The following is a 21,929-nucleotide window of genomic DNA, read 5'->3' on the forward strand; positions in this document are numbered from 1 at the left end:
GCCTTTCGGGGCCTCAGGATCTTAGGACCTCAGTCCTCCTGCGCGTGCGCCGCGCGGTGGGCGCTCGCCAGCTCCACGTACAGCGTGCCGTTGAGCGAGATGCCCGCGCGCTCCTCCTCGGTGAGCCGGCGTTTCACCTTCGCGGGCACCCCCGCCACCAGGGAGCCGGGCGGCACGCGCATGCCCTGCGGCACGAGCGCCTGCGCGGCGACCAGCGAACCGGCGCCGATCACCGCGCCGTTGAGGACCGTGGCGCCCATCCCGATGAGGCAGTCGTCCTCGACCGTGGCGCCGTGCACGACCGCGTTGTGGCCGACCGAGACGCGCTCGCCGATGGTGATCGGGAAGCCGGGGTCGACGTGCAGGCTGCAGTTGTCCTGGATGTTGCTGTCGGCGCCGATCTCGATCGGGCCGCAGTCGGCGCGCAGGACGGCCCCGTACCAGGTGCTCGCGCCCGCGTGCAGCGTGACCTCGCCGATCACCACGGACGTCGGCGCGGTGAAGGCCTCCGGGTCGATCTTCGGGTCCTTGCCGCCGATGCCCATGACGAGTGCCTGGTGGCCCATGGAGTCTCTCCTTCTTCGCCGTCGCGCCGTCGCGCCGTCGCGCCGTCGCGCCGTCGCGTCGTCACGCCTCAGCGAACCGTACGGGACGGCGGTCGGCGCCCGGCCGCGTGGGGTGAAGATCACAGCAGGCGGGAGTGCTCGCCCCGGGCCCGGCTGAGTAACGTGAGCGGGTGCCCAGGAACAGGAACACGTTCTCATCGCTGGCCGCTTGGCGGCGCGGCGTGGCGCAGCGCGCCGTCCACGCGGGCTGGGCCTGGGTGCAGCGCACCGGCGCGGTGACCGCCCAGCGGCCGGGGCGGCTGCGGTTCGGCGCGATCGGCGAGGGCACGAAGCTGGCGTTCCCGCAGGGCACGGTCTTCGGCGCGCCCTGGATCCGGCTCGGCGCACACTGCATCGTAGGCGAACAGGTCACGCTCACCGCCGGGTTGATGCCCGACCTCGACCTCGGCCCCGACCCCGTCCTGCGCATCGGCGACGGCGTGGTCCTCGGCCGCGGCAGCCATGTCATCGCGGACACGTCGGTGACGATCGGCGACGACTGCTACTTCGGCCCGTACGTGTACGTGACGTCGACGAACCACTCGTACGACGACCCGGACACCCCGATCGGCAAGCAGTGGCCGCGGATGGAGCCGGTGGAGATCGGGACCGGGTGCTGGATCGGCACGGGCGCGGTGATCCTGCCGGGCGCGAAGCTCGGCCGCAACGTGGTGGTCGCGGCGGGCGCGGTCGTACGCGGCGAGGTGCCCGACCACGCGGTGGTGGCCGGTGCGCCCGCCCGGGTCGTGCGGACGTGGTGCCCGGACAAGGGCTGGCAGCCGCCGCTGCGGACCCCCGCGCCGGTGCCGATACCGGAGGGGATCACCCCTGAACAGCTCCTCGCGCTCGGGGAGCTGGAGGAGCTGTCCGACGTGGAGGGGAAGGCCTAGGCCCGCCGCCGGCCTGTTGCGCGTCAGCCGGTCGCCAGGAGCACCGTGCCGATGAGCGCGAGGCCCGCGCCCGCCGCCTGGACGCCCCGCAGGCGTTCCTTGAGGACGCCGCGCGCGGCGAGCGCGGTCACCACCGGGTAGAGCGAGGCGAGGACGGCGGCGACGGTGACGGGGCCGGTCCTCGCCGCCATCGCGTACGTGCCGTTGGCGGCGACGTCGGCGAGGCCCACGAAGGCGAGCGCGGGCAGCGCGGACCAGATCACGCCCATTCCGGCGCCCTCGGGGAGCGCATCGGCGCCGCGGCGCACGGAGACGTAGAGGGCCGCTCCGCCCGCGACCACGTTCGTCACGCGCTGCACGAACAGGGCGAGGAAGAGGCCGGTGACCGTGCTCGACGCCTCCGCGATCAGCGCCATGACCGCGCCGAAGCCGAAGGCCGCGAGCAGCGTGAGCAGGACCGCCTGCCGCTGCACGGGGGCGCCGCGCAGTTCGGGGCCGCCCGCGAGCAGGATGCCGACGACGGCCACCGCGATGCCCGCGAACTGCGCGAGCCCCGGCCGCTCGCCGAAGAACAGCAGCCCCACGCCCACCGGCACCACCACGCCGAGGGAGCCGAGCGGCGAGACGACGCCCATCGGGCCGAGCGCGAGCGCCTTGTAGAAGGCGAGCATCGCGACCGGTCCGACCAGGCCCGCGCCGACCGCGAACCACAGCTGCGGGCCCCACTCGGTCCACCCGCCGGTCGCGACCACCACCGCGCCGAGGACGACCACGGCGACGCACTGGGACGCGACGACCACCGTGAGGGCGGGTATGCGTCGGGTGAGGAGCCCGCCACCGAAGTCGGCCAGGCCCCACATCAGGCTCGTGGCCAGGGCGAACAGCGCCGTCAGTCCGGGCATGGGGAACCTCGCAGTACAGTGTGGTGAACCCTTGGGGATCATTAGGTGCACCACACCGTAGTTCAGTGCGGTGAACTCTGTCATCCAAAATATTGGACGGAATGTGTCGGACCTCGACCAGCTGACCCAGTCGCTCGCGCGCAACCTGAAGCGCTGGCGCACCGAACGGAACTTCACGCTCGACGCGCTCGCCGCCCGCGCGGGCGTCAGTCGCGGCATGATCATCCAGATCGAGCAGGCCCGCACCAACCCCAGCGTGGGCACCACGGTCAAGCTCGCGGACGCGCTCGGCGTCAGCATCACCACGCTCCTCGACTACGAGCAGGGCCCGCACGTCCGGCTCGTGCCGCCGGAGCAGGCGGTGCGGATGTGGTCCACGGACGCGGGCAGCAGCACGACGCTCCTCGTCGGCACGGAGGCGCGCGGCCCGTTCGAGCTGTGGTCGTGGCGGCTGATGCCGGGCGAGGGCAGCGACTCCGACGCGCACCCGCCGGGCACCCTGGAGCTCCTTCACGTCAGGTCCGGCGCGCTGACGCTCGTCGTGGACGGCGACGAACACCTCGTCGCGGCGGGCTCCGCGGCCACGTTCGAGGCCAATGTGGCGCACGGGTACCACAACAAGGGTGCGGAGCCGGTCGAGATGACGATGGCGGTGTCGGTCCCGCCCGCCCACGCGGGCGCCTACTGACGCCTTCCGGCGGGCTGTTAGCGTGCGGACATGCGTGCTCCTCTTGGTGATTTCGACACCGTCCGCCCTGCCCCCGAAGCCCTCGACCTGCTCGTCGCCCCCGTCGCCGATGCCGTACGCGGCTGGCAGGGTGACGTACCCGCGGACCAGCTGATCCACGTCGACACCGAGCCCGCCTGGGCCGACACGGCCACGTTCCTCGAGCACTACGGCCCCGAACTGCTCCGGCAGTCCGCGAACTGCGTCGTCGTCGCGGGCAGGCGTGCGGGCGAGACGACCCTCGCCGCCTGCGTCGTCCTGTCCGCGACACGGGTCGACGTCAACGGCGTGGTGCGCCGCCAACTCGGCGCCCGCAAGGCGTCGTTCGCGCCCATGGACACCGCGACCGGCGAGACCGGCATGGAGTACGGCGGCATCACGCCCATCGGCCTGCCGTCGGCCTGGACGGTCCTGGTCGACGCCGCCGTGGTGGACCTGCCGTACGTCCTGATCGGCAGCGGCAGCCGCCGCGGCAAGCTGATCGTGCCGGGCAAGGCGCTCGCGGGCCTGCCGAACGCGACGGTGGTCGAGGGTCTCGGCGTGGAGTGAGCCGACGGGTACGCGGACGGCTGACGGCTCTCAGCGGGGCGGTCCTCGACGCCCGGATCAGCGGGGCGGGCCCTCGGTATCAGGGCCGCCGTCCGCGCCGATGATCCCTCGCGCGCGCAGCTCGGCTATCTGCTCCGGGGCGCGGCCGAGCTCCGCGAGGATCTTCTCGGTGTGCTCGCCGACGTCCGGCACCGGGTCCATGCGGGGGCTCACGCCCGAGAGGTCGACGGGCGGCAGCAGCGCCTGGACGGCGGGCGCGCCGCCCGGCAGGCCCACGTCCCGCCACCGGCCGCGCTCGGCGAGCACCGGGTGCTCCAGGAAGTCGGTCACCGTATTGACGCCCGCGTTGGCGACGTTGGCCGCGTCCAGCAGCGCGGTCGCCTCGTCGCCGGTGAGCTCCGCAAACCGCCCGGCGATGAGCGCGTCCAGCTCCTCGCGGTGTGCGACCCGGGCGGAACCGGTCGCGAAGCGCGGGTCGTCCGCCAGGTCGGGACGGCCGAGGAAGCGCGCGCACAGCGCCGCCCACTCCGGCTCGTTCTGCACCGACAGGAGCACCTCCTTGCCGTCGGCGGCGGTGAAGACCCCGTACGGCGCGACCGTCGCGTGGCGCGCGCCGACCCGCGGCGGCTGGGTCCCGCCGTAGCGCGTGTAGTACGCGGGCTGGCCCATCCACTCGGCGAGCGCGTCGAAGAGCGAGACCTCGACCGCGGGCGCCCGGCCCGTCGTCGCCCGCGTGAACAGCGCCGACAGGATGCCGCTGTAGGCGTACGTCCCGGCCGCGATGTCGGCCACCGAGATCCCGACGCGCACCGCCTCGTCGGGCGTCCCGGTGAGCGAGACCAGGCCGGTCTGGCACTGCACGAGCATGTCGTACGCCTTGCGGCCGGCCCAGGGTCCGCTCGTGCCGTAGCCGCTGATGGTGCAGGTGATCAGGGAGGGGTGGCGGGCCTGGAGCTCCGCGGCGGACAGGCCGAGGCGGTCGGCCGCGCCGGGCGCGAGGTTCTGCACGAACACGTCGGCGCCGGCGAGCAGTTCGCGCAGGACCTGCCCGCCCTGCTCCGACTTCACGTCGAGCGTGAGCGACTCCTTCGAGCGGTTCGCCCACACGAAATAGCTGGCCTGGCCGTGCACGGTGGTGTCGTAGCGCCGCGCGAAGTCGCCCCCGCCGGGGCGCTCCACCTTGATGACGCGTGCGCCGAGGTCGGCGAGCTGCCGGGTGGCGAACGGCGCGGCGACGGCCTGCTCAAGGCTCACCACGGTGATGCCGGTCAGCGGCAGCGGGTACGGCACGGGGTCCTCCTGGGTGGCTGACGGGTGTCCGTCTCCTCGGGCTCCGGGACGATCGGCTGGCCCTCGGCGCGCCGGGCGCGGCCGGCCTCGAGTTGCTTGCCGCCCGTCATGGGCCGACCGTACCCGGGGCCCCGGCCCGACGTGCCAGGGCGAGTTTCGGCCACGGTCGTTCACCTGATGCTCATGAGGGTCGGCCCGATCCGCCGCACGGACCTCGTGCGCAGTTCAGCCGGGGCGGGCACGGTGGCTGTTGGGTGCCCCGCTCGACTCGTTCCCCTCTTCCCCTCCGTCGTACTCCATCGACCCCTCCCCATCGAACGGAGAACGTACTGTCATGCCCGCGACATCCAGCACGCCCGCCTCCGCACGGGCCTCCACCCCGACCCCCACGTCGGCCTCCGCCCCGGCCCCCACCCCGGCCTACGTCCCCTCCATCGCCGACTCCGAGGAGCAGATCCGCGCCGCCCAGCGCCTGCGCTACCAGGTCTTCGGTGAGGAGATGGGCGCGCGGCTCGACACACCGCTCGCCGGGCACGACATCGACGCCTACGACGCCCTCGCGGACCACCTGGTCATCACCGACACGACGAGCGGCGACGTGGTCGGCACGTACCGCCTCATCCCGCCGGGTCGCGGCGAACTCTCCTACTCCGAGGGCGAGTTCGACCTCACCGCGCTGCGGCCCCTGCGTCCGGCCACCATCGAGGCCGGACGTTCCTGCGTGCACCCCGACCACCGCTCCGGTGCCGTGATCAACCTGATGTGGTCGGCGCTCGCCCGCTACGTCCTGCTCTCCGGCCACCGCTACCTCGCGGGCTGCGCCTCCGTGCCGCTGGCCGACGGCGGCACCGCGGCCGCGAGCGCCTGGCTGCTCGGCACCGCCAAGCACGCCTCGCCGCCCGACCTGCGCGTGCACCCGCACCGCCCCTGGACGCCCGGCGAGCCCGGCGGGCACCGGGCGAGCTACGCCGACCTGCCGCCGCTCCTGCGCGGCTATCTGCGCCTCGGGGCCTGGATGTGCGGGGCGCCCGCGTACGACCCGGAGTTCGAGTCCGCCGACTTCTTCGTGCTGCTCGACACGGAGCGGCTGAGCGAGCGGCACCGGCGGTTCTTCCTCGGCGACGCCGAGCGCGGCGGCGGTGGTGGTGCGGCGGGGAGGCGGGCGTGAACCCCTGGGCCGTGGAGGCGGGTTGTCCACGGTCGTGCGCGCTGCCCCCGGCCGCCCGCGTCGCGCCCGCCGAGGCCGCGCGGCGGTACGCCGAGCTCGCGTACGTGCTGGGCCGCAGCCTCGGCATGGGGGAGCGCCTCGCCGACGGCGACACACCCCGCGTCCAGGCGCGGCGCGTCCTGCGGGCGCTCGGCGTGGGCCTCGACGCGGGCCCGGTGCCGCTGACCGTGCCCGGGGCGGGGGTCGGCACGCTCGTCGTCGCCAACCACATCTCCTGGCTGGACGTCGTGGCCCTGCTCGCGGTGGAGCCCGTGTCGTTCGTCGCCAAGAGGGAAGTGGGGCGGTGGCCGGTCGTCGGGACGTTCGCGCGGCGCATGGGCACGCAGTTCATCGACCGTGAGGGTGGGCGGCGGGAACTTCCCCTGATGGTCGGCGAGTTGGCGAAGGCCCTGGCCGCCGGGCGGTCGGTCCTCGTCTTCCCGCAGGCCACGACGTGGTGTTCCGCCGGGGGTGGGCGGTTCCGGCGTGCGGCGTTCCAGGCAGCGGTCGATGCCGGGGCGGCCGTGCGGCCGGTGACGGTGGAGTACCGGTTGGGTGGGGTGGGGAGTACGGCTGCGGCGTTTCTGGGGGACGAGGGGTTCGGGGGGTCCTTGCGGAGGGTGGTGGCGGCGCGGGGGTTGCGGGTGCGGGTTGCTGCGCATGCGCCGCTGTACGGGAGTGAGCGGAAGGGGTTGGCGGCGGGGGCTTGGGCGGCGGTGAGCGGGGGGTAGGTCCTCGCGGGGGCGCCCCAGTCCCGCCCCTTCCCGAAACCAGGGGGCTCCGCCCCCTGGACCCCCTTCTTTCCGGCCTTCGGCCTCGTCCTCAAACGCCGGACGGGCTGGAAATGTTTGAGGACGAGGCGCGGAGCGCCGACTACGGGGCGTCAGAGATACGCCGAGCCTGAACTGCCCGAGGCGCCGCCGGCGAGCCGCATGAGGCGGCGCGCCTCGTCCTCGATCCGGTGGGCCACACCCCCCGTTCCCGACGCCCCGTCGAGCTCCGTGGCCTGGAGCTGGGCGGCGAGCGTGGTGAAGTACCCCGCCGCGGCGAAGAGCCGGTCGTCCACGTTCACGGGGACGCCGAGGTCGAGGCGGGCCACCGCGTCCGTGCTGTCGCTCAGGACCAGGCCGACCTGCTCGGTGATCTGGTCCCGCGCGTCATGGCCGAGGTCCACCGCGCGGCCCACCTGGGCGAGGATGGAGCGGCAGGACCGGACCAGCTGCTCCAGGAGCTGGTGTTCGCGGATGCCGCGGGGCGCGCTCGGGGTGTGTGCGTAGCCGCCGACGTTGCCGACGTCGATGCGGACGGCCGCCACCGCGGGCTCGTACCGCCGCAGGTCGATCGGGCTCGTCGCGCCGAGGGCCGCGCGGAAGCACGGGTGCACGTGGAACTCGCTCTCGTGCGGCTGCACCGGCAGCTCCCCGCCGCCCCCGTACACGACGTCGCTGCCGCGCCGCACCCCGAGGAACCCGACCGCGAAGAGCGTGTCGACGACTCCGGTGAGGTTCAGGACATCGGCGTACGCGGGGTGGTGGCGGTGGAGGGTGGGGGCCGCCTCGTCCAGGCGGGTGCCGAGGACGCTGCGCGTGACCGTGTACCCCGTGTTCTGGAAGAGGGGGTAGAGCCGCTCCAGGAACGGGTGCGCGATCAGATACTCCTGCACCAGGTCCTTGAGCTTCCACTCCGAGAACTGGCGGGTGGCCTGGAGCACGTCGGCCTCCAGGATCAGGTCGTGGCCGTTGTCCGCCGCCGTGTCCCGGCACAGGTTGAGGAACTGGATGGCGTCGCGCGGGCGCGGCAGGGAGCGCGTGAACAGGTACGCCGGTGTCGGCTCACCGTGGACGGTGGGCGGGAAGACCTCCTCCCACAGCCGGCGGGCGTCGTCGATCCGGTCGCCGACGGACGCGCGGGCGCGGGTGAGCGCCAGCTCCCGCAGCGCCTGCTCGGTCCAGACGATGCGCACCTCGTCCCCGCGGAACTTGTCGCCCTCTCCGAAGGACAGCGAGTCGTAGATGTCGGCGCGCAGGAACAGCAGACAGCGCAGCGCGCGGCCGTACGTCCCCGCGGCGTGCTTGGCGGCGAGCAGCAGGCCGATCACCATCGAGTTGCTGTCGGGCTCGGCCGACCACACCTGCTCAAGCTGGTCCACCAGGACCAGCAGCGGCGGATGCGCGTCCGCGCAGCCCAGGTCCTCGAAGGCCTGCCGCACGCCGCGCTCCACCAGCTCCAACTGGCGTGCGGCGCGGGCGCCTTCGGAGGCGCCGGGCGCCATGGCCACCGTCGCCCCCACGCCGAAGGCCTGCAGCGACAGGGAGGTCTGCAGACCGCGGGCGCTGTGCGCGAGCCGGTCGCCGAGCCGCTCGCCGGGCAGCGCGATCTCCTCGTCGTTCTGCTTCAGGAAGCGGCGCAGTGCCTTGACGGACTCCGGCTCCCTGCGGCCGTGCGCCTTCCTGGCGTGCGCCGTCAGATGGCGGGCCGCGTGCACCGCGAAGACGTACCGCCAGATCAGGGACTTGGCGGTGTCGCCCGCCAGGCCCTGGAGTTCGAAGCGCCGGATCTCGTCGCCCGCCGCGTCGTCCGGCGTGATGAGGGCCGTGCCGCCCTGGCGCGCGCCGTCCTGCGCGAGCCGCATGCAGATCGCGCTCTTGCCGGACCCCTTCCGGCCGATGATCAGCATCTTCCGGCCCGAGAGCGCCGCGAGGAACGCCGCCGTGGGCAGGAAGCCCGCGTGCAGCAGTCCGTCGGTCGCGTCGCGCTCGGCGTCCTCACGGCCGAAGTACAGGCGGTCGAGGACGGTCGTGGACACTTCGCCCCACATGTCCGGCTCCTAGAGGCTTCCTGGAGACTTGCTGGCGGCTCGCTCGGCGCGGCTCCCGTCGCGCGGCTTCCTTCGCGATCCTTGGTGGGAAGACGAGCAGGGCGGAACGGCAGTTCCCCGCACGGCGCCCAGCATCCACGGACCCGTACGGCTCGGCATCAAGAACTCATAAAGATTGCCGGAAAATGGCAATGCGCCGACACGCCCTCACGCGTCACCATGGAAGAGCAGGAACGGGGGGCGAGGCCCGGGTGCCGGATCACGGAAACGAGGTCCGGCACCCGGGGGACATCCGGCCTCCCGGGCATGACCGATCAAGGGGGCGGGGACATGGGGGAGTTGCTGGACGCGGCGGTGGGGTTTCCGGGGGTGGCCTACAGCTCCGCCCTTGCCGTGGTTCTCGGCTACTGGGCGCTCGTCGCGGTCGGATTGACACGTGTGGACAGCTTCGACGAGGACGCCGACCTGCGTTCCGTGGGGCTCGGCGGCGTGCCGGTGTCCGTCGCGGCCTCGCTGCTCACGCTCTTCGGCTGGGGGGCGAGCGTCGCCGGATCGGTCGCGGTGGCGCGAGCGGGTCTGAGGGGCATGGCGCACGCGGCGGTCGACCTGGGCCTGTTGCTCGCGTCGGCGCTCGTCGCCTGGGGGCTCACGCGCGTGCTCGTCCGCGTGCGGGTCCGCCGTGCCCGCGGCGGTGCCGGGCCGTCCCCGCGCGACTTCATCGGTTCGGTGGGCACCGTCCGCACGGGGTGGGTGGACGCGGAGACCGGCCGGGCGGAGGTCGCCACGAAGGCCGGATCCGTCGCCATCGTGGAGGTCAGACGGGACCCGTCCGCGCGGGGCGAGGCGCTGACCCTCGGCAGCAGCGCCCTGCTGTACGCGTACGACGAGACCGGCGAGTTCTTCTGGGCGCAGGCCGTCCCGGTGGCGCTGACTCCGGGCCGCCGCGCGCCGAGGCGGCCGCCTCCCGTCGACCGCGGCTGGCCGCAGGCCGACTGCGCCTGAGTGGCGACGTGAGACCGAGGCCCTTCCCCTTCGTGCCGACCGGCGGACCCCCCGGACTCCCGGTGCCGCCCCGTGCGATAAAAAGGCATAAAGGTTTCATCAGGAAGTCGGGGACACACGTGGCGGGGCAGGAAATACCGGACGAGTACCTGGACGGCTATACCCGGATCCTCGCCGACGCCTCCGTGACCGGCCGCGGCCTCACCCGCGACGAGCTGGAGTCGCGCCGCGCCCTCGGCGAGCGCGCGGCGGACGCCGGATACGGACTGCGCGCGCTGGTCGGCGCGCACCTGGCGAAGGCCCGCGCGTTCGCGGCGGCGCCCCGCGCGCACGGCACGGAGGCCGGTGCGCGGCCCGTGTCCACCGAAGCCGCCCTCGCCGCCGTCGAGCAGGCCGTCGACGCCTTCGCCGAGGGCTACGAACGCGCCCAGCGCCTCGCCGTGCGCCAGGAGGAGGCCGCGCGCCGCGAGTTCATCGACGACCTGCTGCACGGCCGCAGCGACCTGGGACTGCTCGCCGAGCGCGCCGAGCGCTTCGGCCTGCGCCTGTCCTTCACGCACGCGGTGGCCGTCGCCCAGGGCGACCGTGCCTACGAGGACGGCGACGAGGCGCCGCGCGAGGTGGAGCGCGCCCTGACCGCCCGCTTCGGCGACCGCTCCCTGCTCGTCGCCACCAAGGACGGCCGCCTGCTCTGCGTGGCCTCCGTCGACCAGGACGACGTCCTGTCCTTCTTCGCCAAGCAGGCGCACGCCGCGACGGACGGCGGCCGCGTCGCCATCGGCCGCCCGCAGACCGGCGCGGGCGGCGTCGTCCAGTCGTACGAGGAAGCCCTGAACGCCCTGGACATCGCCGAGCGCCTGGAGCTCGACGAGCCGGTCCTGCGCGCCGCCGACCTGCTCGTCTTCCCCGTCCTGACCCGCGACCGGCAGGCGATGGCCGACCTGGTCCAGAACACGCTCGGCCCGCTGCGCCAGGCCAGGGGCGGCGCCGAGCCCCTCATCGAGACCCTCGCGATGTACTTCGACGCGGGCTGCGTCGCCGCCCAGGCCGCCCGCAACCTCAACTTGAGCGTGCGCGCCCTGACGTACCGCCTGGAGCGCGTCCACCGGCTCACCGGGACGGATCCGGCCGACCCGCTGCACCGCTACACGCTCCAGACGGCGGTGATCGGCGCACGGCTCCTCGACTGGCCGGCGCGGCCCTTCTGACCCGGCCCTTCTGAAGCAGGCGGTGCGGGCTACGCGGCGTCGGCGTCGAGCCGCGGGATCTCGATCGCGGGGCACCGGTCCATGACCATGTCGAGCCCCGCCGCCCGCGTCCGCTCGTACGCCGCCTCGTCCACGACGCCGAGCTGGAACCACACGGCCTTCGCGCCCGCGGCCACGGCCTCGTCGGCGACGCCGCCCGCGAGCGCGCTGTTCACGAACACGTCCACGACGTCCACGGGGAAGGGAATCTCGGCCAGCGAGGCGTACCCCCGCTCCCCGTGCACGGTCTCGGCCTTCGGGTGCACCGGCACGACCCGCTTCCCGAACCGCTGCAGCACCCGGGCGACCCCGTAGGCCGCCCGCTCCTCGTTGTTCGAGAGCCCCACGACGGCCCAGGTGTCCCCGGACTCGGTGAGGATCTTGCGGACGGTGGCGGGGTCCCCGTACATGTCGGCCTCCTGGGAGAGTCAGCAATCGGCGCGCGACGAAGCGTCGGCGATCTGCTGGTGACAACTACGGAGACTCCGCCCCTTGTTCCGCGTCGGTGTCAGACGCTCCGCGTCCGGGTCAGACGTTGACGCCGAAGTCGGTGGCGATGCCGCGCAGGCCGGAGGCGTAGCCCTGGCCGACGGCGCGGAACTTCCACTCGGCGCCGTGGCGGTAGAGCTCGCCGAAGACCATGGCGGTCTCGGTGGAGGCGTCCTCGGAGAGGTCGTAGCGGGCGATCTCCTGGTTGTCGGCCTGGTTGACGACGCGGATGAACGCGTTGCGGACCTGGCCGAAGCTCTGGCCGCGGTTCTCGGCGTCGTGGATGGAGACGGGGAAGACGATCTTGGTGATGGTGGCGGGGACGGTGGCGAGGTTGACCTTGACGGCCTCGTCGTCGCCCTCGCCTTCGCCGGTGAGGTTGTCTCCGGTGTGCTCCACGGAGCCGTCGGGGCTCGTGAGGTTGTTGTAGAAGACGAAGTGCTGGTCGGAGGCGACCTTGCCGGTGTCGTCGCAGAGGAGGGCGGAGGCGTCGAGGTCGTAGTCGGTGCCGGTGGTGGTGCGGACGTCCCAGCCCAGGCCGATCAGTACGGCGGTGAGGCCGGGGGCCTCCTTGCTCAGCGAAACGTTGCCGCCCTTGGCGAGGGAAACTCCCACGGTGTCCTCCTGAGGTCCTCTGCATACATGGATCACCCGGCCCCGCGAGGCGCCGGGATCTAGAATCTACATGAATGTAGAAGTGTGGGGATGTGGGTCGTCATGATCCGGCCGTTACGATATGGCGCTCCCCGAGAGGCGTACGGAGGCGAGGACACGGCATGGCGCAGCACGGAAGCGGACCGCAGGAGCCGCGCCTGCGCAGGCGCGGCCAGGGCGAACTGGAGGCCCAGGTGCTCGCGGCGCTGCACGGCGCGCCGGGGCCGGTCGGCGCGGCCTGGGTGCAGGAACGCATCGGCGGCGACCTCGCGTACACCACCGTCATGACGATCCTCACGCGGCTGCTCGCCAAGAACGTCGTGACCCGGGAGCGCGCGGGGCGCTCCTTCCTGTGGCGGTCGGCCGCCGACGAGGCGGGGCTCGCCGCGCTGCGCATGCGCAAGGTGCTCGACGGCGAGCGCGACCGCGAGGCCGTGCTCGCCAGCTTCGTGACCACCCTGTCCGCCGACGACGAACGGCTGTTGCGCGATCTGCTCGGCGAGGCGGGCGGCACCGCGGCGGAGGGCTGAGGCGCACATGGGGGTCTTCGTCTTCCTGCCGCTGGTGCTGCCGCTGAGCGCCTGGCCGGTCGCCCGGCTCGCCGCCAAGGGCCTGCACCCGCGCACCGCGACCCGTCTGCTCACCGCGCTCGCCGCGGTGATGGCGCTGTGCAGCACGCTGTGCCTCGCGCTGCTCATGGTGGTCGGCACGGCCCAACTGCCCGGCAACCCTCTGCCCGACAGCTGGTCCGACCCCGAGGTCCGCGCCGCGGTGCCGTACGACGAGGTCGCGGGCACGGCCGCGATCCCGGCCCTTCTCGTCGTGTGCGGGGCCGTCGCGCGGACGCTGTGGCGGCACGCGTCGGTGCGCCGCCGGGGCTGGCGGGCGCTCGCCGGGACGCCCGGCACGTCGGTGGCCGTCCTCGCGGACGACACGGCGCTGTACGCGTACGCCCTGCCGGGGCGGCGGGGCCTGCCCGGCCGCCGCAGGCCGGCGGAGCCGGGGCGCGTCGTCGTCACCCGTGCCCTCCTCGACCGGCTCCACCCCGCCGAGCGGCGCGCGCTGTTCGCGCACGAGCGGGCTCATCTCGCCGCGCGCCACCACCGGTTCCTGCTGGTGACGCAGGTGGCGGCGCGCGCCAATCCGTTCCTCGTGCCGCTGCGGACGGCCACCGCGTACACCGCCGAGCGGTGGGCCGACGAGGAGGCGGCGCGGGAGGTGGGGGACCGGCGCGTGGTCGCGCGGGCCATCGGCAGGGCCGCGCTCGCGACGGCGGGCACGCCCGCTGTGGCCCTCGCGGGCTTCGCCGCGGCGGGCCCGGTGCCGCGCCGGGTGGCGGCGCTGCTCGCCCCGGCCCCGGCCCCGCGCACCCGGCCCTCGCTGTTCACCGCGGTGGGCCTCGCGCTGTGGTGCGCGGCGTGCGGGACGGCCGCGTCCGCGATGGCGTCGGCGAACGCGGCGGTCACGATGGTCCTGGTCCTGCGGGCGGCCACGCCGCTGTGACGGTGCGCGGGCCCGCGCCCGCGCACCGTCGTACGGGCCCGGTCAGAGGTCGAACTCGTGCGGCGGCAGGTTGAGCGCGAAGCACGCCTCGCGCACCACGGCCTGCTCGTCCTTGTCGAAGTCGCCGTCGGCGCCGCCGATGACGATGCCGATCTGGACGACCGCGCGGGCCTCGGCGGGCTTCTTCTTCGCCTTGGCGACCTCCTGCAACACGCTCACCTTGCCGAACGCGAAGTCAGCCGTGAGCTTGTTCACGTACTCGTCGAAGCGGCGGCGCAGGTCGTCCGCGGGGAAGTTCTGGAGCACCTCGTTCGTGGCGATGAGCTGGGCCACGCGCTGGCGCTCGGCCGCGTCGACCGTGCCGTCGGCGGCGGCGACCAGGGCGCACATCGCCATGCTGGCGTCGCGGAAGGCCCCGCTCGTGAGCTCGTTCTTCTTCGCCGTCAGCTGCGTCTGCATCGTCGACGCGGATTCCTTGAGGCGGTCCCACAGGGCCATGGAAAACTCCATCGGTTGAGCTTGGGTTCGGTGCTTGTGTCGCTGCGTACTTCTACAGCAATGTAGAAACTAACATCCGGGCTGGAAGGTTCCCTCCGCACCGAAAGGCCGTGGCCGATGACCTCAACACCCCATGGGCGACCGGAGAGCACGGCGCGCGAACTCCTCGACAGCGCGGTGGCACAGCTCGCCCCCGCGCCGGGCGCCAACCCGTTCGTGCCGCTCGTCGAGGACGGCACCGCGGGCCGCGGCGCCCTTGCGGCGCTCGCCCTGGAGCAGTGCCAGGTCATTCCGGCCGACCGCCGCGCGTTCCTGCGGCTCGCCGCCCGTTCCGCCGACGCGGGCCTCGCCGCGGGCGCGGCGTTCTTCGGCACGCTCGCCGAGGGCGAGAGCGATGCGCGGGGCCGCCTCGGCCCGCTGCTCACGGCCTGCGGTGTCAGTGAGGAGCAGGCGGTCGCGTACGCGCCCATGGCGGGCTGCCAGGCCTACCCGGCGTACGTCGCGTGGCTCGCCCTCAACGCCGAACCGGCCGACGCGGTCCTCGCCCTGACCGCCAACTTCGCGGCGTGGGGCGGCTACTGCGCGACGCTCGCCCGCGCGCTGCGCGAGCGCTACGGCTTCCCGGACGAGGCCTGCGGGTTCTTCGACCTGTTCGCCGAGCCGTCCCCCGACCTCGACCGCGAGGTGATCGCCGCGCTCGGCGAGGGCCTGGCCCAGGGCCGCCTCACGCCCCGGGTGGCGCTGCGGCAGGGGCGACTGCTCCAGGAGTACGAGGAGATGTTCTGGGCGAGTCTGGCGGCGCGGGCCTGAGGCGCCGAGGTCAACCCTGGTCCGCCTGGAGCACGATGGCCGTCACGACGACCCCGTCCCGTACCAGCCAGGTGCCGGACAGGCCCGTGAGCTCGGAGCCCGCCACGACCGGACCCTCGACCAGGAGCTTCGCCGTGAACGTGCCGTCCAGGCGGATGTCCAGATGCGCGTCCTCGAAGCCCAGCCAGCGCCGGGCGAGGGGGAACCACGTCTTGTAGACGGACTCCTTGGCGCTGAACAGGAGCCGGTCCCACGGGACCGACGGCTCGTCGGCGGCGAGGGCGGCCAGCTGGGCGCGCTCCGTCTCGTCGCTGACCAGCTCGAGCACGCCCGGGTCGGAGAGCCGCTCGGCCGGCTCCGCGTCGATGCCGAGCGACGTCACGGCGGAGGCCCTGGCGACGACCGCGGCGCGGTAGCCCGTGCAGTGCGTCATGCTGCCGACGACGCCGTCCGGCCAGATCGGCGCGCCCCGCTCGCCGCGCAGGATGGGCGCGGGCGGCACGTCGATGCGGGCGAGCGCGGTGCGGGCGCAGTGCCGCGCGGTGGTGAACTCGCGCTGCCGCTTGGGCACGGCCTTCGCGACGAGAGCGGCCTCTTCGGGGAACAGGACCGCGTCGGCGGGGTCCTCGCGGGTCTCGACGACGAAGACGGGTGCCCCGGCCAGGAGCGTGCTCAATATGCCGGTAGGTGAGGTCACGGTGGATCACTGTACCGGCGCTCCGCGGACGCGTCAGGGCCCCACCGGTGCGAGGTCGCGCGGGTGCGGCGTCAGCGCGCGGCGCGCGAGCGCCTACGCTGGCGTGATGCAGGACGAGTACCGCACCGTGGCCCGCGAGGGCGTGCACGAGACCGAGATCAACCGCTCGCGCTTCCTGTGCGCGCTCGCACCCGCGGCCACCGAGCAGGAGGCCCAGGACTTCGTCGCCCGCGTCCGCAAGGAGCACCCGACCGCGACGCACAACTGCTACGCGTACGTCATCGGGGCCGACGCCTCCGTACAGAAGGCGAGCGACGACGGCGAACCGGGCGGCACGGCGGGCGTCCCCATGCTCCAGATGCTCCTGCGCCGTGACATGCGGTACGTCGTCGCCGTCGTGACCCGCTACTACGGAGGCGTCAAGCTCGGCGCGGGCGGACTCATCCGCGCCTACGGAGGGGCGGTCGGCGAGGCCCTCGACGCGCTCGGCACCCGGACCCGGCGCCGCTTCCGGCTCGCCACCGTCACCGTCGACCACATGCGCGCGGGCAAGGTCCAGAACGACCTGCGGTCGGCGGGCCGCGAGGTGCGGGACGTGCACTACGGAGACGCGGTGACCATCGAGATCGGCCTCCCGGACGCGGAGGTCGAACAGTTCAAGGCGTGGCTGGCGGACGCGACGGCGGGCAACGCCGGGTTCGAACTCGGGGGAGAGGCGTACGGGGACGCCTGAGGCGGTCGGGGCGGCCTTCGGTACGGGCGGAGCGGTGTCCGGCGCGGTCGGGGCGGCGTCCGGTACGGGAGTAGTCGCCCGTGATGTCAGACCCGGCCGATAGTCTCGGGAATCATGAGGCTGCTGCACACTTCCGACTGGCATCTCGGCCGGGCGCTGCACCGGGTGAGCATGCTCGGCGCGCAGGCCGAGTTCATCGGCCATCTCGTCGCCACCGCCCGCGAGCGCGCGGTGGACGCCGTCGTCGTGTCGGGAGACGTGTACGACCGCGCGGTGCCGCCGCTCGCCGCGGTCGAGCTGTTCGACGACGCGCTGCACCGGCTCGCCGACCTCGGCGTGCCCACGGTGATGATCTCCGGGAACCACGACTCGGCGCGGCGGCTCGGCGTCGGCGCCGGACTCATCGGCCGCGCGGGCATCCACCTGCGCACCGACCCGGCGGGCTGCGCCGACCCCGTCGTCCTCGCGGACGCCCACGGCGACGTGGCGTTCTACGGCCTGCCGTATCTCGAACCGGCCCTGGTGAAGGACGAGTTCGCCGTCGAGAAGGCCGGGCACGAGGCCGTGCTCGGCGCCGCCATGGACCGCGTGCGCGCCGACCTCGCCGGACGCCCCGCGGGCACCCGGTCCGTTGTCCTCGCGCACGCCTTCGTGACCGGTGGCGCGGTGAGCGACAGCGAGCGGGACATCACGGTCGGCGGCGTGGCCTCCGTGCCGTCGGGGGTCTTCGACGGCGTCGACTACGTGGCGCTCGGCCATCTGCACGGCAGCCAGGTCATCAGCGAGCGCGTGCGCTACAGCGGCTCCCCGCTGGCGTACTCCTTCTCGGAGGCCGACCACCGCAAGAGCATGTGGCTCGTCGAGCTCGACGCGGCGGGCGCCCTGACCGCCGCCGAGCGCGTCGACTGCCCCGTGCCGCGCCCGCTCGCCCGCATCCGGGGCGAGCTCGGCGAGCTGCTCGCGGACCCCGGGCTCGCCCGGCACGAGGAGGCGTGGATCGAGGCGACCCTCACGGACCCGGTCCGCCCGGACGACCCCATGGCCCGGCTCACCGAGCGGTTCCCGCACGCCCTCAGCCTCGTCTTCGACCCGGCCCGCGCCCCGGAGGACCCGGACGTGTCGTACGCCGAGCGCATGAAGGGCCGCAGCGACCAGGAGATCGCGGAGGACTTCGTGACCCATGTGCGCGGCGCCGCCCCGGACGCGCGCGAACAGGCCGTGCTACGGGACACGTTCGACGCCGTGCGTGCCGCGGACGTGGTGCACGAGGTGGCCCGGTGAGACTGCACCGCCTGCGGATCACCGCCTTCGGCCCCTTCGGCACCACCCAGGACATCGACTTCGACGATCTGTCCGCGGCCGGCCTGTTCCTGCTGCACGGCCCGACGGGCGCCGGAAAGACCTCCGTCCTGGACGCCGTGTGCTACGCGCTGTACGGCTCGGTCCCCGGACCGCGCCAGGGCAGCGGCCAGGGCGCGACCCTGCGCAGCGACCACGCGCGCCCGGACGCCCGCACGGAGGTGTGCCTCGAACTGACCGTGGCGGGTCGGCGCCTGGAGATCACCCGGCAGCCGCCCTGGGAGCGCCCGAAGAAGCGCGGCACGGGCACCACCACGGAGAAGGCCCAGAGCTGGCTCCGGGAGCGCGTCCCCGGGGGCGCGGGTGCGGACTCGGCCGGGGGCGCGGGTGCGGACCCGGCCGAGGGCACGGGTGCGGCGGCCGGATCCTGGAAGGACCTGAGCCGTTCCCACCAGGAGATCGGCGAGGAGATCAGCCAGCTCCTCGGCATGAGCAAGGACCAGTTCTGCCAGGTCGTGCTGTTGCCGCAGGGCGACTTCGCGCGCTTCCTGCGGGCCGACGCCGAGGCCCGGGGCAAGCTGCTCGGGCGGCTCTTCGACACGCGCCGGTTCGCGGCCGTCGAACAGCGGCTCGCCGAGCGGCGCCGTGCCGGGGAGGCCGAGGTGCGGGAGGGCGACGCGGAGCTGCTCGCCGACGCGCACCGCATGCAGCAGGCGGCGGGCACGGGGCCCGGTGACGCGGGCGCGGAGCTGCCGCCGCCCGACGCCGCGCCCGGCGCCCCGGGGCTCGCCGACGCCGTGCTCGCCTGGGCCGCCGTGGCCCGCGCGGGCGCCCGCGAGCGGTTCACCATCGCGCACTGCGCCCTCGCCCACGCCGAGTCCGCCCGCGCCGCGGCGGCGGCCGAGCTCGACGGCGTACGGGAACTGGCCCGGCTGCAGCAGCGGTTCGCCGAGGCCCAGGGGCGCGCCGCACGCCTCGAAGAGCGCGCGAGTGTCCACCGGGGCGTCGTGGCCCGCATGGAGCAGGCCCGCAAGGCCGAGACCGTCGCGCCCGCCCTGTCGCTGCGCGCCGACACCGAAGCCGAGCACGCGCGCGCCACGGCCGCGGAGGCACGCGCGCGTGCCCGCCTCTCGACGGCGTACGCGGGCGAGGGCGCCCTCGGCCTCGCGGGCGCCGCGCGCCGGGTCACCGAGGAGCTCGGCGGTCTCGCGTCGGCACGCCGCGCCGAGCGCCGCCTCGCCGAGCTGGCCGACCGGATCGGCGACATGGACCGCCAGGCGCGGGCCGACGACGACCTCCTTCAGGAAGCCGGGGACTGGATCGCAGGCTGGGACGCCACCCGCGCCCGCCTCCAGGAGACCATCGAGTCCGCCCAGGACGCGGCCACCCGCGCCGAGCACCTGGCGGGCCGGCTGGCCCCCGCCCAGGAGCAGCTGGACGCCGCCCGCACGCGCGACCGGCTCACGGAAGAGTCCGCCGAGGCCAAGGAGCGCGCCCTCGCCGCCCGCGAGCGCGCCACCACCGCGCACGAACACTGGCTCGCCCTCAAGGAGCAGCGCCTCGCGGGCATCGCCGCCGAGCTCGCCGCGAACCTCACCGACGGCGAGCCCTGCGCGGTGTGCGGCGCCACCGAACACCCCGCCCCCGCCCGGAAGTCGGCCGGGCACGTCGACCGCGCCACGGAAGAGGCCGCCCTCGCCGCCCACCAGCGGGCCGACGAGGCCCGCGGCGCCGCAGAGCAGCAGTACGCCGACGTCCGCGCGGCGCTCGCGGCCGCCACCGCGGCCGCGTCCGACACCCCGGTCGCCGAACTCGCGGCGGCCGTGGACGAGGTGCGGCGCGCCCACACCGAAGCGCGGGACCTGGCCTCCGGCCTGCACGCCGCGCGCGAGGCCCTCGCCCAGGCCGAGCGCGAGCACGAGCGCCGGGTCGCCGCGCAGCAGGAGGCCGCGCTGCGCGTCGAGTCCCGCGTCGCGCTGCGGGACGCGCTCGCCCAGGAACAGGCGAGCCTGGAGAAGGAGCTGACCCACGCGCGGGGGACGTCCGCGAGCGTCGCCCAGCGCGCCGCCGAGCTGGAGCGCGATGCCGCGCTGCTCACGGAGGCCGCCGACGCCGCGCGCACCGCCGACGACACGGCGCAGCGCCTCAAGGACGCCGACGCGCGACTCGCCGACGCCGCGTTCCGCGCCGGGTTCGACACGCCGGCCGACGCGGCCGCGGCGCTCGTCGACGACGCCCGCCACCGCGAGCTCCAGCGCCGGATCGACGCCTGGCAGCAGGAGGAGGCGGCCGTCCGGGCGCTGCTCGCCGAGCCGGACACGGCCGCCGCCGCGCAGCGTCCGCCCGCGCCCCTCGCGGACGCGGAGGCCGCCGCCGACGCCGCCGAGCGGCGGGTGCGCGCCGCCGCGTCCGCGCGCGACACCGCCGCCCGGCGCTGCGCCGAGCTCGACCGGCTCTCCGCCCGCTCGGCGGCCGCCGCCCGACGCCTCGCGCCGCTGCGCGAGGCGCACGACCGCGTGGCCCGCCTCGCCGCGCTCACCGCGGGCACGGCGGCCGACAACGAACGGAAGATGCGCCTGGAGTCGTACGTGCTCGCCGCCCGCCTGGAGCAGGTGGCCGCCGCCGCGACCGCGCGCCTGCACCGCATGTCGTCCGGGCGCTACACCCTCGTCCACTCCGACGACCGCACCGGGCGCGGCCGTTCGGGCCTCGGCCTGCACGTCGTGGACGCGTGGACGGGCCGCGAGCGGGACACGGCGACGCTGTCCGGCGGCGAGACGTTCTTCGCGTCCCTCGCGCTCGCCCTGGGCCTCGCGGACGTCGTCACGGACGAGGCGGGCGGCGTACGCCTCGACACCCTCTTCATCGACGAGGGCTTCGGCTCGCTCGACGACCAGACCCTGGACGAGGTCCTCGACGTCCTGGACGCCCTGCGCGAGCGGGACCGCAGCGTGGGCATCGTCAGCCACGTCGCCGACCTGCGCCGCCGGGTGCACGCGCAGGTGGAGGTAGTGAAGGGACGGGAGGGATCGGTGGTGCGGCTGCGGGGCGGGCAGTGATGCCGGCCGGCCACCGGAAGGCCGACGTCACGCGCTGATCCCGGTCGGCCTCACACACCCCGCCCGATGACCTCCAGCAGGCGCCCGTGCAGCGCCCCGTGTGCCACGAGGAAGCCCGGCGCGTCCGACCGCCACGCGCCGCCGTCCAGGTCGGTGACCCGCGCCCCGGCCTCACGCGCGATCAGGGCGCCCGGGAGGAGGTTGGCCTCGTCGCGCCCGCACTCCCAGAACGCGTCGAGGCGGCCCGCCGCCACGTCCGCGACCTGCCACGACACCGGGCCGAGATTGCGTACGGCGGCGACCGCGGGCACCACCGCGCTCAGCGCGCGCCCCGCGCGGGCCACCGCTTCGGGCTGCGCCGCCGCGGAGTGCGGCTGGCTCGACGCGACGATCGCGGCGTCGAGCTCCGCCCCGGGGAGCGGCGCGAGCGGCACACCGTCGCGCCGGGCCCCGAAGCCGCGCGCCGCGGTGTACGTCTCACCGAGCACCGCCGAGTGCAGCACCGCGGCCACGGGCTCCCCGTCCTCCACGAGGGCGACGCTGACGCACCAGTACGGCATGCCGCGCAGATACTGCACGGCACCGTCGATGGCGTCGGCGACCCACGCTTGTCCTGTCGCCGGGAGATCGGTGTCCAGTTCGTCGGCCCACACGGCGTCCGGCACGAGCGCGGCGAGCCGGTCGCGCAGGACGGCGGTGGCCGGGGCGTCGACCGCGTCGAAGGCGGTGCGCAACTCGTCGAGGGTGCGGGCGGGTTCGGGGCGGGGGAGACGGGTGAGGAGCGCGCCGGTCTCCTGGGCGGCGTCCGTCATGGCGGCGACGATACGGGGGAGGCGGGCGTCGAGGTCGGTGCGGGAGCCGAGATCGGTGCGGGACATGGGCGTTCTCCTTCGAGCGGGGCGCGGACTCGCGATGCGGTGTACGACAACGATCTGTGGCCGCGGGCCGAC

22 protein-coding genes are annotated in these 21,929 nt (G+C 74.5%); 13 read left to right on the forward strand and 9 right to left on the reverse strand.

From position 1 onward, the window contains the following. Positions 1-29: 29 nt before the first annotated feature. The gene (locus ACFWZ5_RS17650; protein WP_384802924.1) at positions 30-566 is read right to left on the reverse strand and encodes a gamma carbonic anhydrase family protein; all 537 of its coding nucleotides are present in this window, start codon (positions 564-566) and stop codon (positions 30-32) included. Positions 567-736: 170 nt separating this feature from the next. Between ACFWZ5_RS17650 and ACFWZ5_RS17655 the strand changes: the two genes are divergently transcribed. After that, positions 737-1,495, forward strand: a complete 759-nt coding sequence (locus tag ACFWZ5_RS17655; protein WP_384802927.1) for an acyltransferase — start codon at positions 737-739, stop codon at positions 1,493-1,495. Between the two features lie 23 nt (positions 1,496-1,518). On the opposite strand, the gene ACFWZ5_RS17660 is transcribed toward ACFWZ5_RS17655, so the two are convergent. Then, positions 1,519-2,388: an EamA family transporter gene (locus ACFWZ5_RS17660; RefSeq protein WP_384802945.1), complete on the reverse strand. Its 870-nt coding sequence runs from the start codon at positions 2,386-2,388 to the stop codon at positions 1,519-1,521. Positions 2,389-2,500: 112 nt separating this feature from the next. Between ACFWZ5_RS17660 and ACFWZ5_RS17665 the strand changes: the two genes are divergently transcribed. Further along, positions 2,501-3,085, forward strand: a complete 585-nt coding sequence (locus tag ACFWZ5_RS17665; RefSeq protein ID WP_384802930.1) for a helix-turn-helix domain-containing protein — start codon at positions 2,501-2,503, stop codon at positions 3,083-3,085. Positions 3,086-3,115: 30 nt separating this feature from the next. Beyond that, positions 3,116-3,673 (forward strand): YbaK/EbsC family protein, encoded by a 558-nt coding sequence (locus tag ACFWZ5_RS17670; RefSeq protein ID WP_384802933.1) that lies wholly within the window; start codon positions 3,116-3,118, stop codon positions 3,671-3,673. 57 nt (positions 3,674-3,730) lie between these two features. Here the strand turns inward: ACFWZ5_RS17670 and ACFWZ5_RS17675 are convergent, their stop codons facing one another. After that, a complete protein-coding gene (locus tag ACFWZ5_RS17675) occupies positions 3,731-4,963 on the reverse strand; it encodes a CaiB/BaiF CoA transferase family protein (RefSeq protein ID WP_384802936.1) in 1,233 nt (410 codons plus the stop codon). Positions 4,964-5,297: 334 nt separating this feature from the next. Between ACFWZ5_RS17675 and ACFWZ5_RS17680 the strand changes: the two genes are divergently transcribed. Both ACFWZ5_RS17680 and ACFWZ5_RS17685 read left to right on the forward strand, forming a co-directional pair. Further along, on the forward strand, positions 5,298-6,131 hold the full coding sequence (locus ACFWZ5_RS17680; RefSeq protein WP_384802939.1) for a GNAT family N-acyltransferase: 834 nt from the start codon (positions 5,298-5,300) through the stop codon (positions 6,129-6,131). Further along, on the forward strand, positions 6,128-6,901 hold the full coding sequence (locus ACFWZ5_RS17685) for a lysophospholipid acyltransferase family protein (protein ID WP_384802942.1): 774 nt from the start codon (positions 6,128-6,130) through the stop codon (positions 6,899-6,901). The genes ACFWZ5_RS17680 and ACFWZ5_RS17685 overlap by 4 nt, the downstream gene beginning before the upstream one ends. 152 nt (positions 6,902-7,053) lie before the next feature. Here ACFWZ5_RS17685 and ACFWZ5_RS17690 read toward each other — a convergent pair whose 3' ends face one another. Further along, positions 7,054-8,988: a P-loop ATPase, Sll1717 family gene (locus ACFWZ5_RS17690; RefSeq protein ID WP_384802702.1), complete on the reverse strand. Its 1,935-nt coding sequence runs from the start codon at positions 8,986-8,988 to the stop codon at positions 7,054-7,056. A 330-nt stretch (positions 8,989-9,318) separates the two neighbouring features. Between ACFWZ5_RS17690 and ACFWZ5_RS17695 the strand changes: the two genes are divergently transcribed. Together ACFWZ5_RS17695 and ACFWZ5_RS17700 are read left to right on the forward strand one after the other, a co-directional pair. Continuing rightward, on the forward strand, positions 9,319-9,990 hold the full coding sequence (locus ACFWZ5_RS17695; protein WP_384802705.1) for a hypothetical protein: 672 nt from the start codon (positions 9,319-9,321) through the stop codon (positions 9,988-9,990). 119 nt (positions 9,991-10,109) lie between these two features. Then, entirely contained in the window at positions 10,110-11,198 is a 1,089-nt protein-coding gene (locus ACFWZ5_RS17700; protein WP_384802708.1) for a PucR family transcriptional regulator, read from the forward strand. Between the two features lie 29 nt (positions 11,199-11,227). Here the strand turns inward: ACFWZ5_RS17700 and ACFWZ5_RS17705 are convergent, their stop codons facing one another. After that, positions 11,228-11,647, reverse strand: coding sequence for a CoA-binding protein (locus tag ACFWZ5_RS17705; RefSeq protein WP_384802710.1), 420 nt, complete (start codon positions 11,645-11,647; stop codon positions 11,228-11,230). A gap of 118 nt (positions 11,648-11,765) precedes the next feature. Beyond that, positions 11,766-12,341: a TerD family protein gene (locus ACFWZ5_RS17710; RefSeq protein WP_384802713.1), complete on the reverse strand. Its 576-nt coding sequence runs from the start codon at positions 12,339-12,341 to the stop codon at positions 11,766-11,768. Positions 12,342-12,502: 161 nt separating this feature from the next. On the opposite strand from ACFWZ5_RS17710, the gene ACFWZ5_RS17715 reads away from it, so the two are divergent. Then, complete coding sequence (locus tag ACFWZ5_RS17715) at positions 12,503-12,910, forward strand: BlaI/MecI/CopY family transcriptional regulator (RefSeq protein ID WP_384802716.1); 408 nt, start codon at positions 12,503-12,505, stop codon at positions 12,908-12,910. Between the two features lie 7 nt (positions 12,911-12,917). Then, complete coding sequence (locus ACFWZ5_RS17720) at positions 12,918-13,883, forward strand: M56 family metallopeptidase (protein ID WP_384802719.1); 966 nt, start codon at positions 12,918-12,920, stop codon at positions 13,881-13,883. Positions 13,884-13,925: 42 nt separating this feature from the next. Here ACFWZ5_RS17720 and ACFWZ5_RS17725 read toward each other — a convergent pair whose 3' ends face one another. Then, positions 13,926-14,381, reverse strand: coding sequence for a tellurite resistance TerB family protein (locus tag ACFWZ5_RS17725; protein WP_384802737.1), 456 nt, complete (start codon positions 14,379-14,381; stop codon positions 13,926-13,928). Positions 14,382-14,498: 117 nt separating this feature from the next. On the opposite strand from ACFWZ5_RS17725, the gene ACFWZ5_RS17730 reads away from it, so the two are divergent. Then, positions 14,499-15,191: a transcriptional regulator gene (locus ACFWZ5_RS17730; RefSeq protein ID WP_384802722.1), complete on the forward strand. Its 693-nt coding sequence runs from the start codon at positions 14,499-14,501 to the stop codon at positions 15,189-15,191. Positions 15,192-15,201: 10 nt separating this feature from the next. Here ACFWZ5_RS17730 and ACFWZ5_RS17735 read toward each other — a convergent pair whose 3' ends face one another. After that, a complete protein-coding gene (locus ACFWZ5_RS17735; RefSeq protein ID WP_384802725.1) occupies positions 15,202-15,888 on the reverse strand; it encodes a 4'-phosphopantetheinyl transferase in 687 nt (228 codons plus the stop codon). Positions 15,889-15,994: 106 nt separating this feature from the next. Here ACFWZ5_RS17735 and ACFWZ5_RS17740 point away from each other — a divergent pair, with 106 nt between their 5' ends. The 3 genes from ACFWZ5_RS17740 to ACFWZ5_RS17750 all read left to right on the forward strand — a co-directional run bounded on the left by ACFWZ5_RS17740 (position 15,995) and on the right by ACFWZ5_RS17750 (position 20,979). Next, positions 15,995-16,621, forward strand: a complete 627-nt coding sequence (locus ACFWZ5_RS17740; protein WP_384802728.1) for a YigZ family protein — start codon at positions 15,995-15,997, stop codon at positions 16,619-16,621. A 114-nt stretch (positions 16,622-16,735) separates the two neighbouring features. After that, a complete protein-coding gene (locus ACFWZ5_RS17745) occupies positions 16,736-17,902 on the forward strand; it encodes an exonuclease SbcCD subunit D (RefSeq protein ID WP_384802731.1) in 1,167 nt (388 codons plus the stop codon). Continuing rightward, positions 17,899-20,979, forward strand: coding sequence for an AAA family ATPase (locus ACFWZ5_RS17750; RefSeq protein ID WP_384890833.1), 3,081 nt, complete (start codon positions 17,899-17,901; stop codon positions 20,977-20,979). Before ACFWZ5_RS17745 ends, ACFWZ5_RS17750 begins: the two co-directional genes overlap by 4 nt. Before the next feature lie 50 nt (positions 20,980-21,029). On the opposite strand, the gene ACFWZ5_RS17755 is transcribed toward ACFWZ5_RS17750, so the two are convergent. Next, entirely contained in the window at positions 21,030-21,857 is an 828-nt protein-coding gene (locus ACFWZ5_RS17755; RefSeq protein WP_384796585.1) for an inositol monophosphatase family protein, read from the reverse strand. Positions 21,858-21,929 lie beyond the last annotated feature (72 nt).

The organism is Streptomyces sp. NPDC059003 (genome assembly GCF_042740445.1).
In the GTDB taxonomy this organism is placed as follows: domain Bacteria; phylum Actinomycetota; class Actinomycetes; order Streptomycetales; family Streptomycetaceae; genus Streptomyces.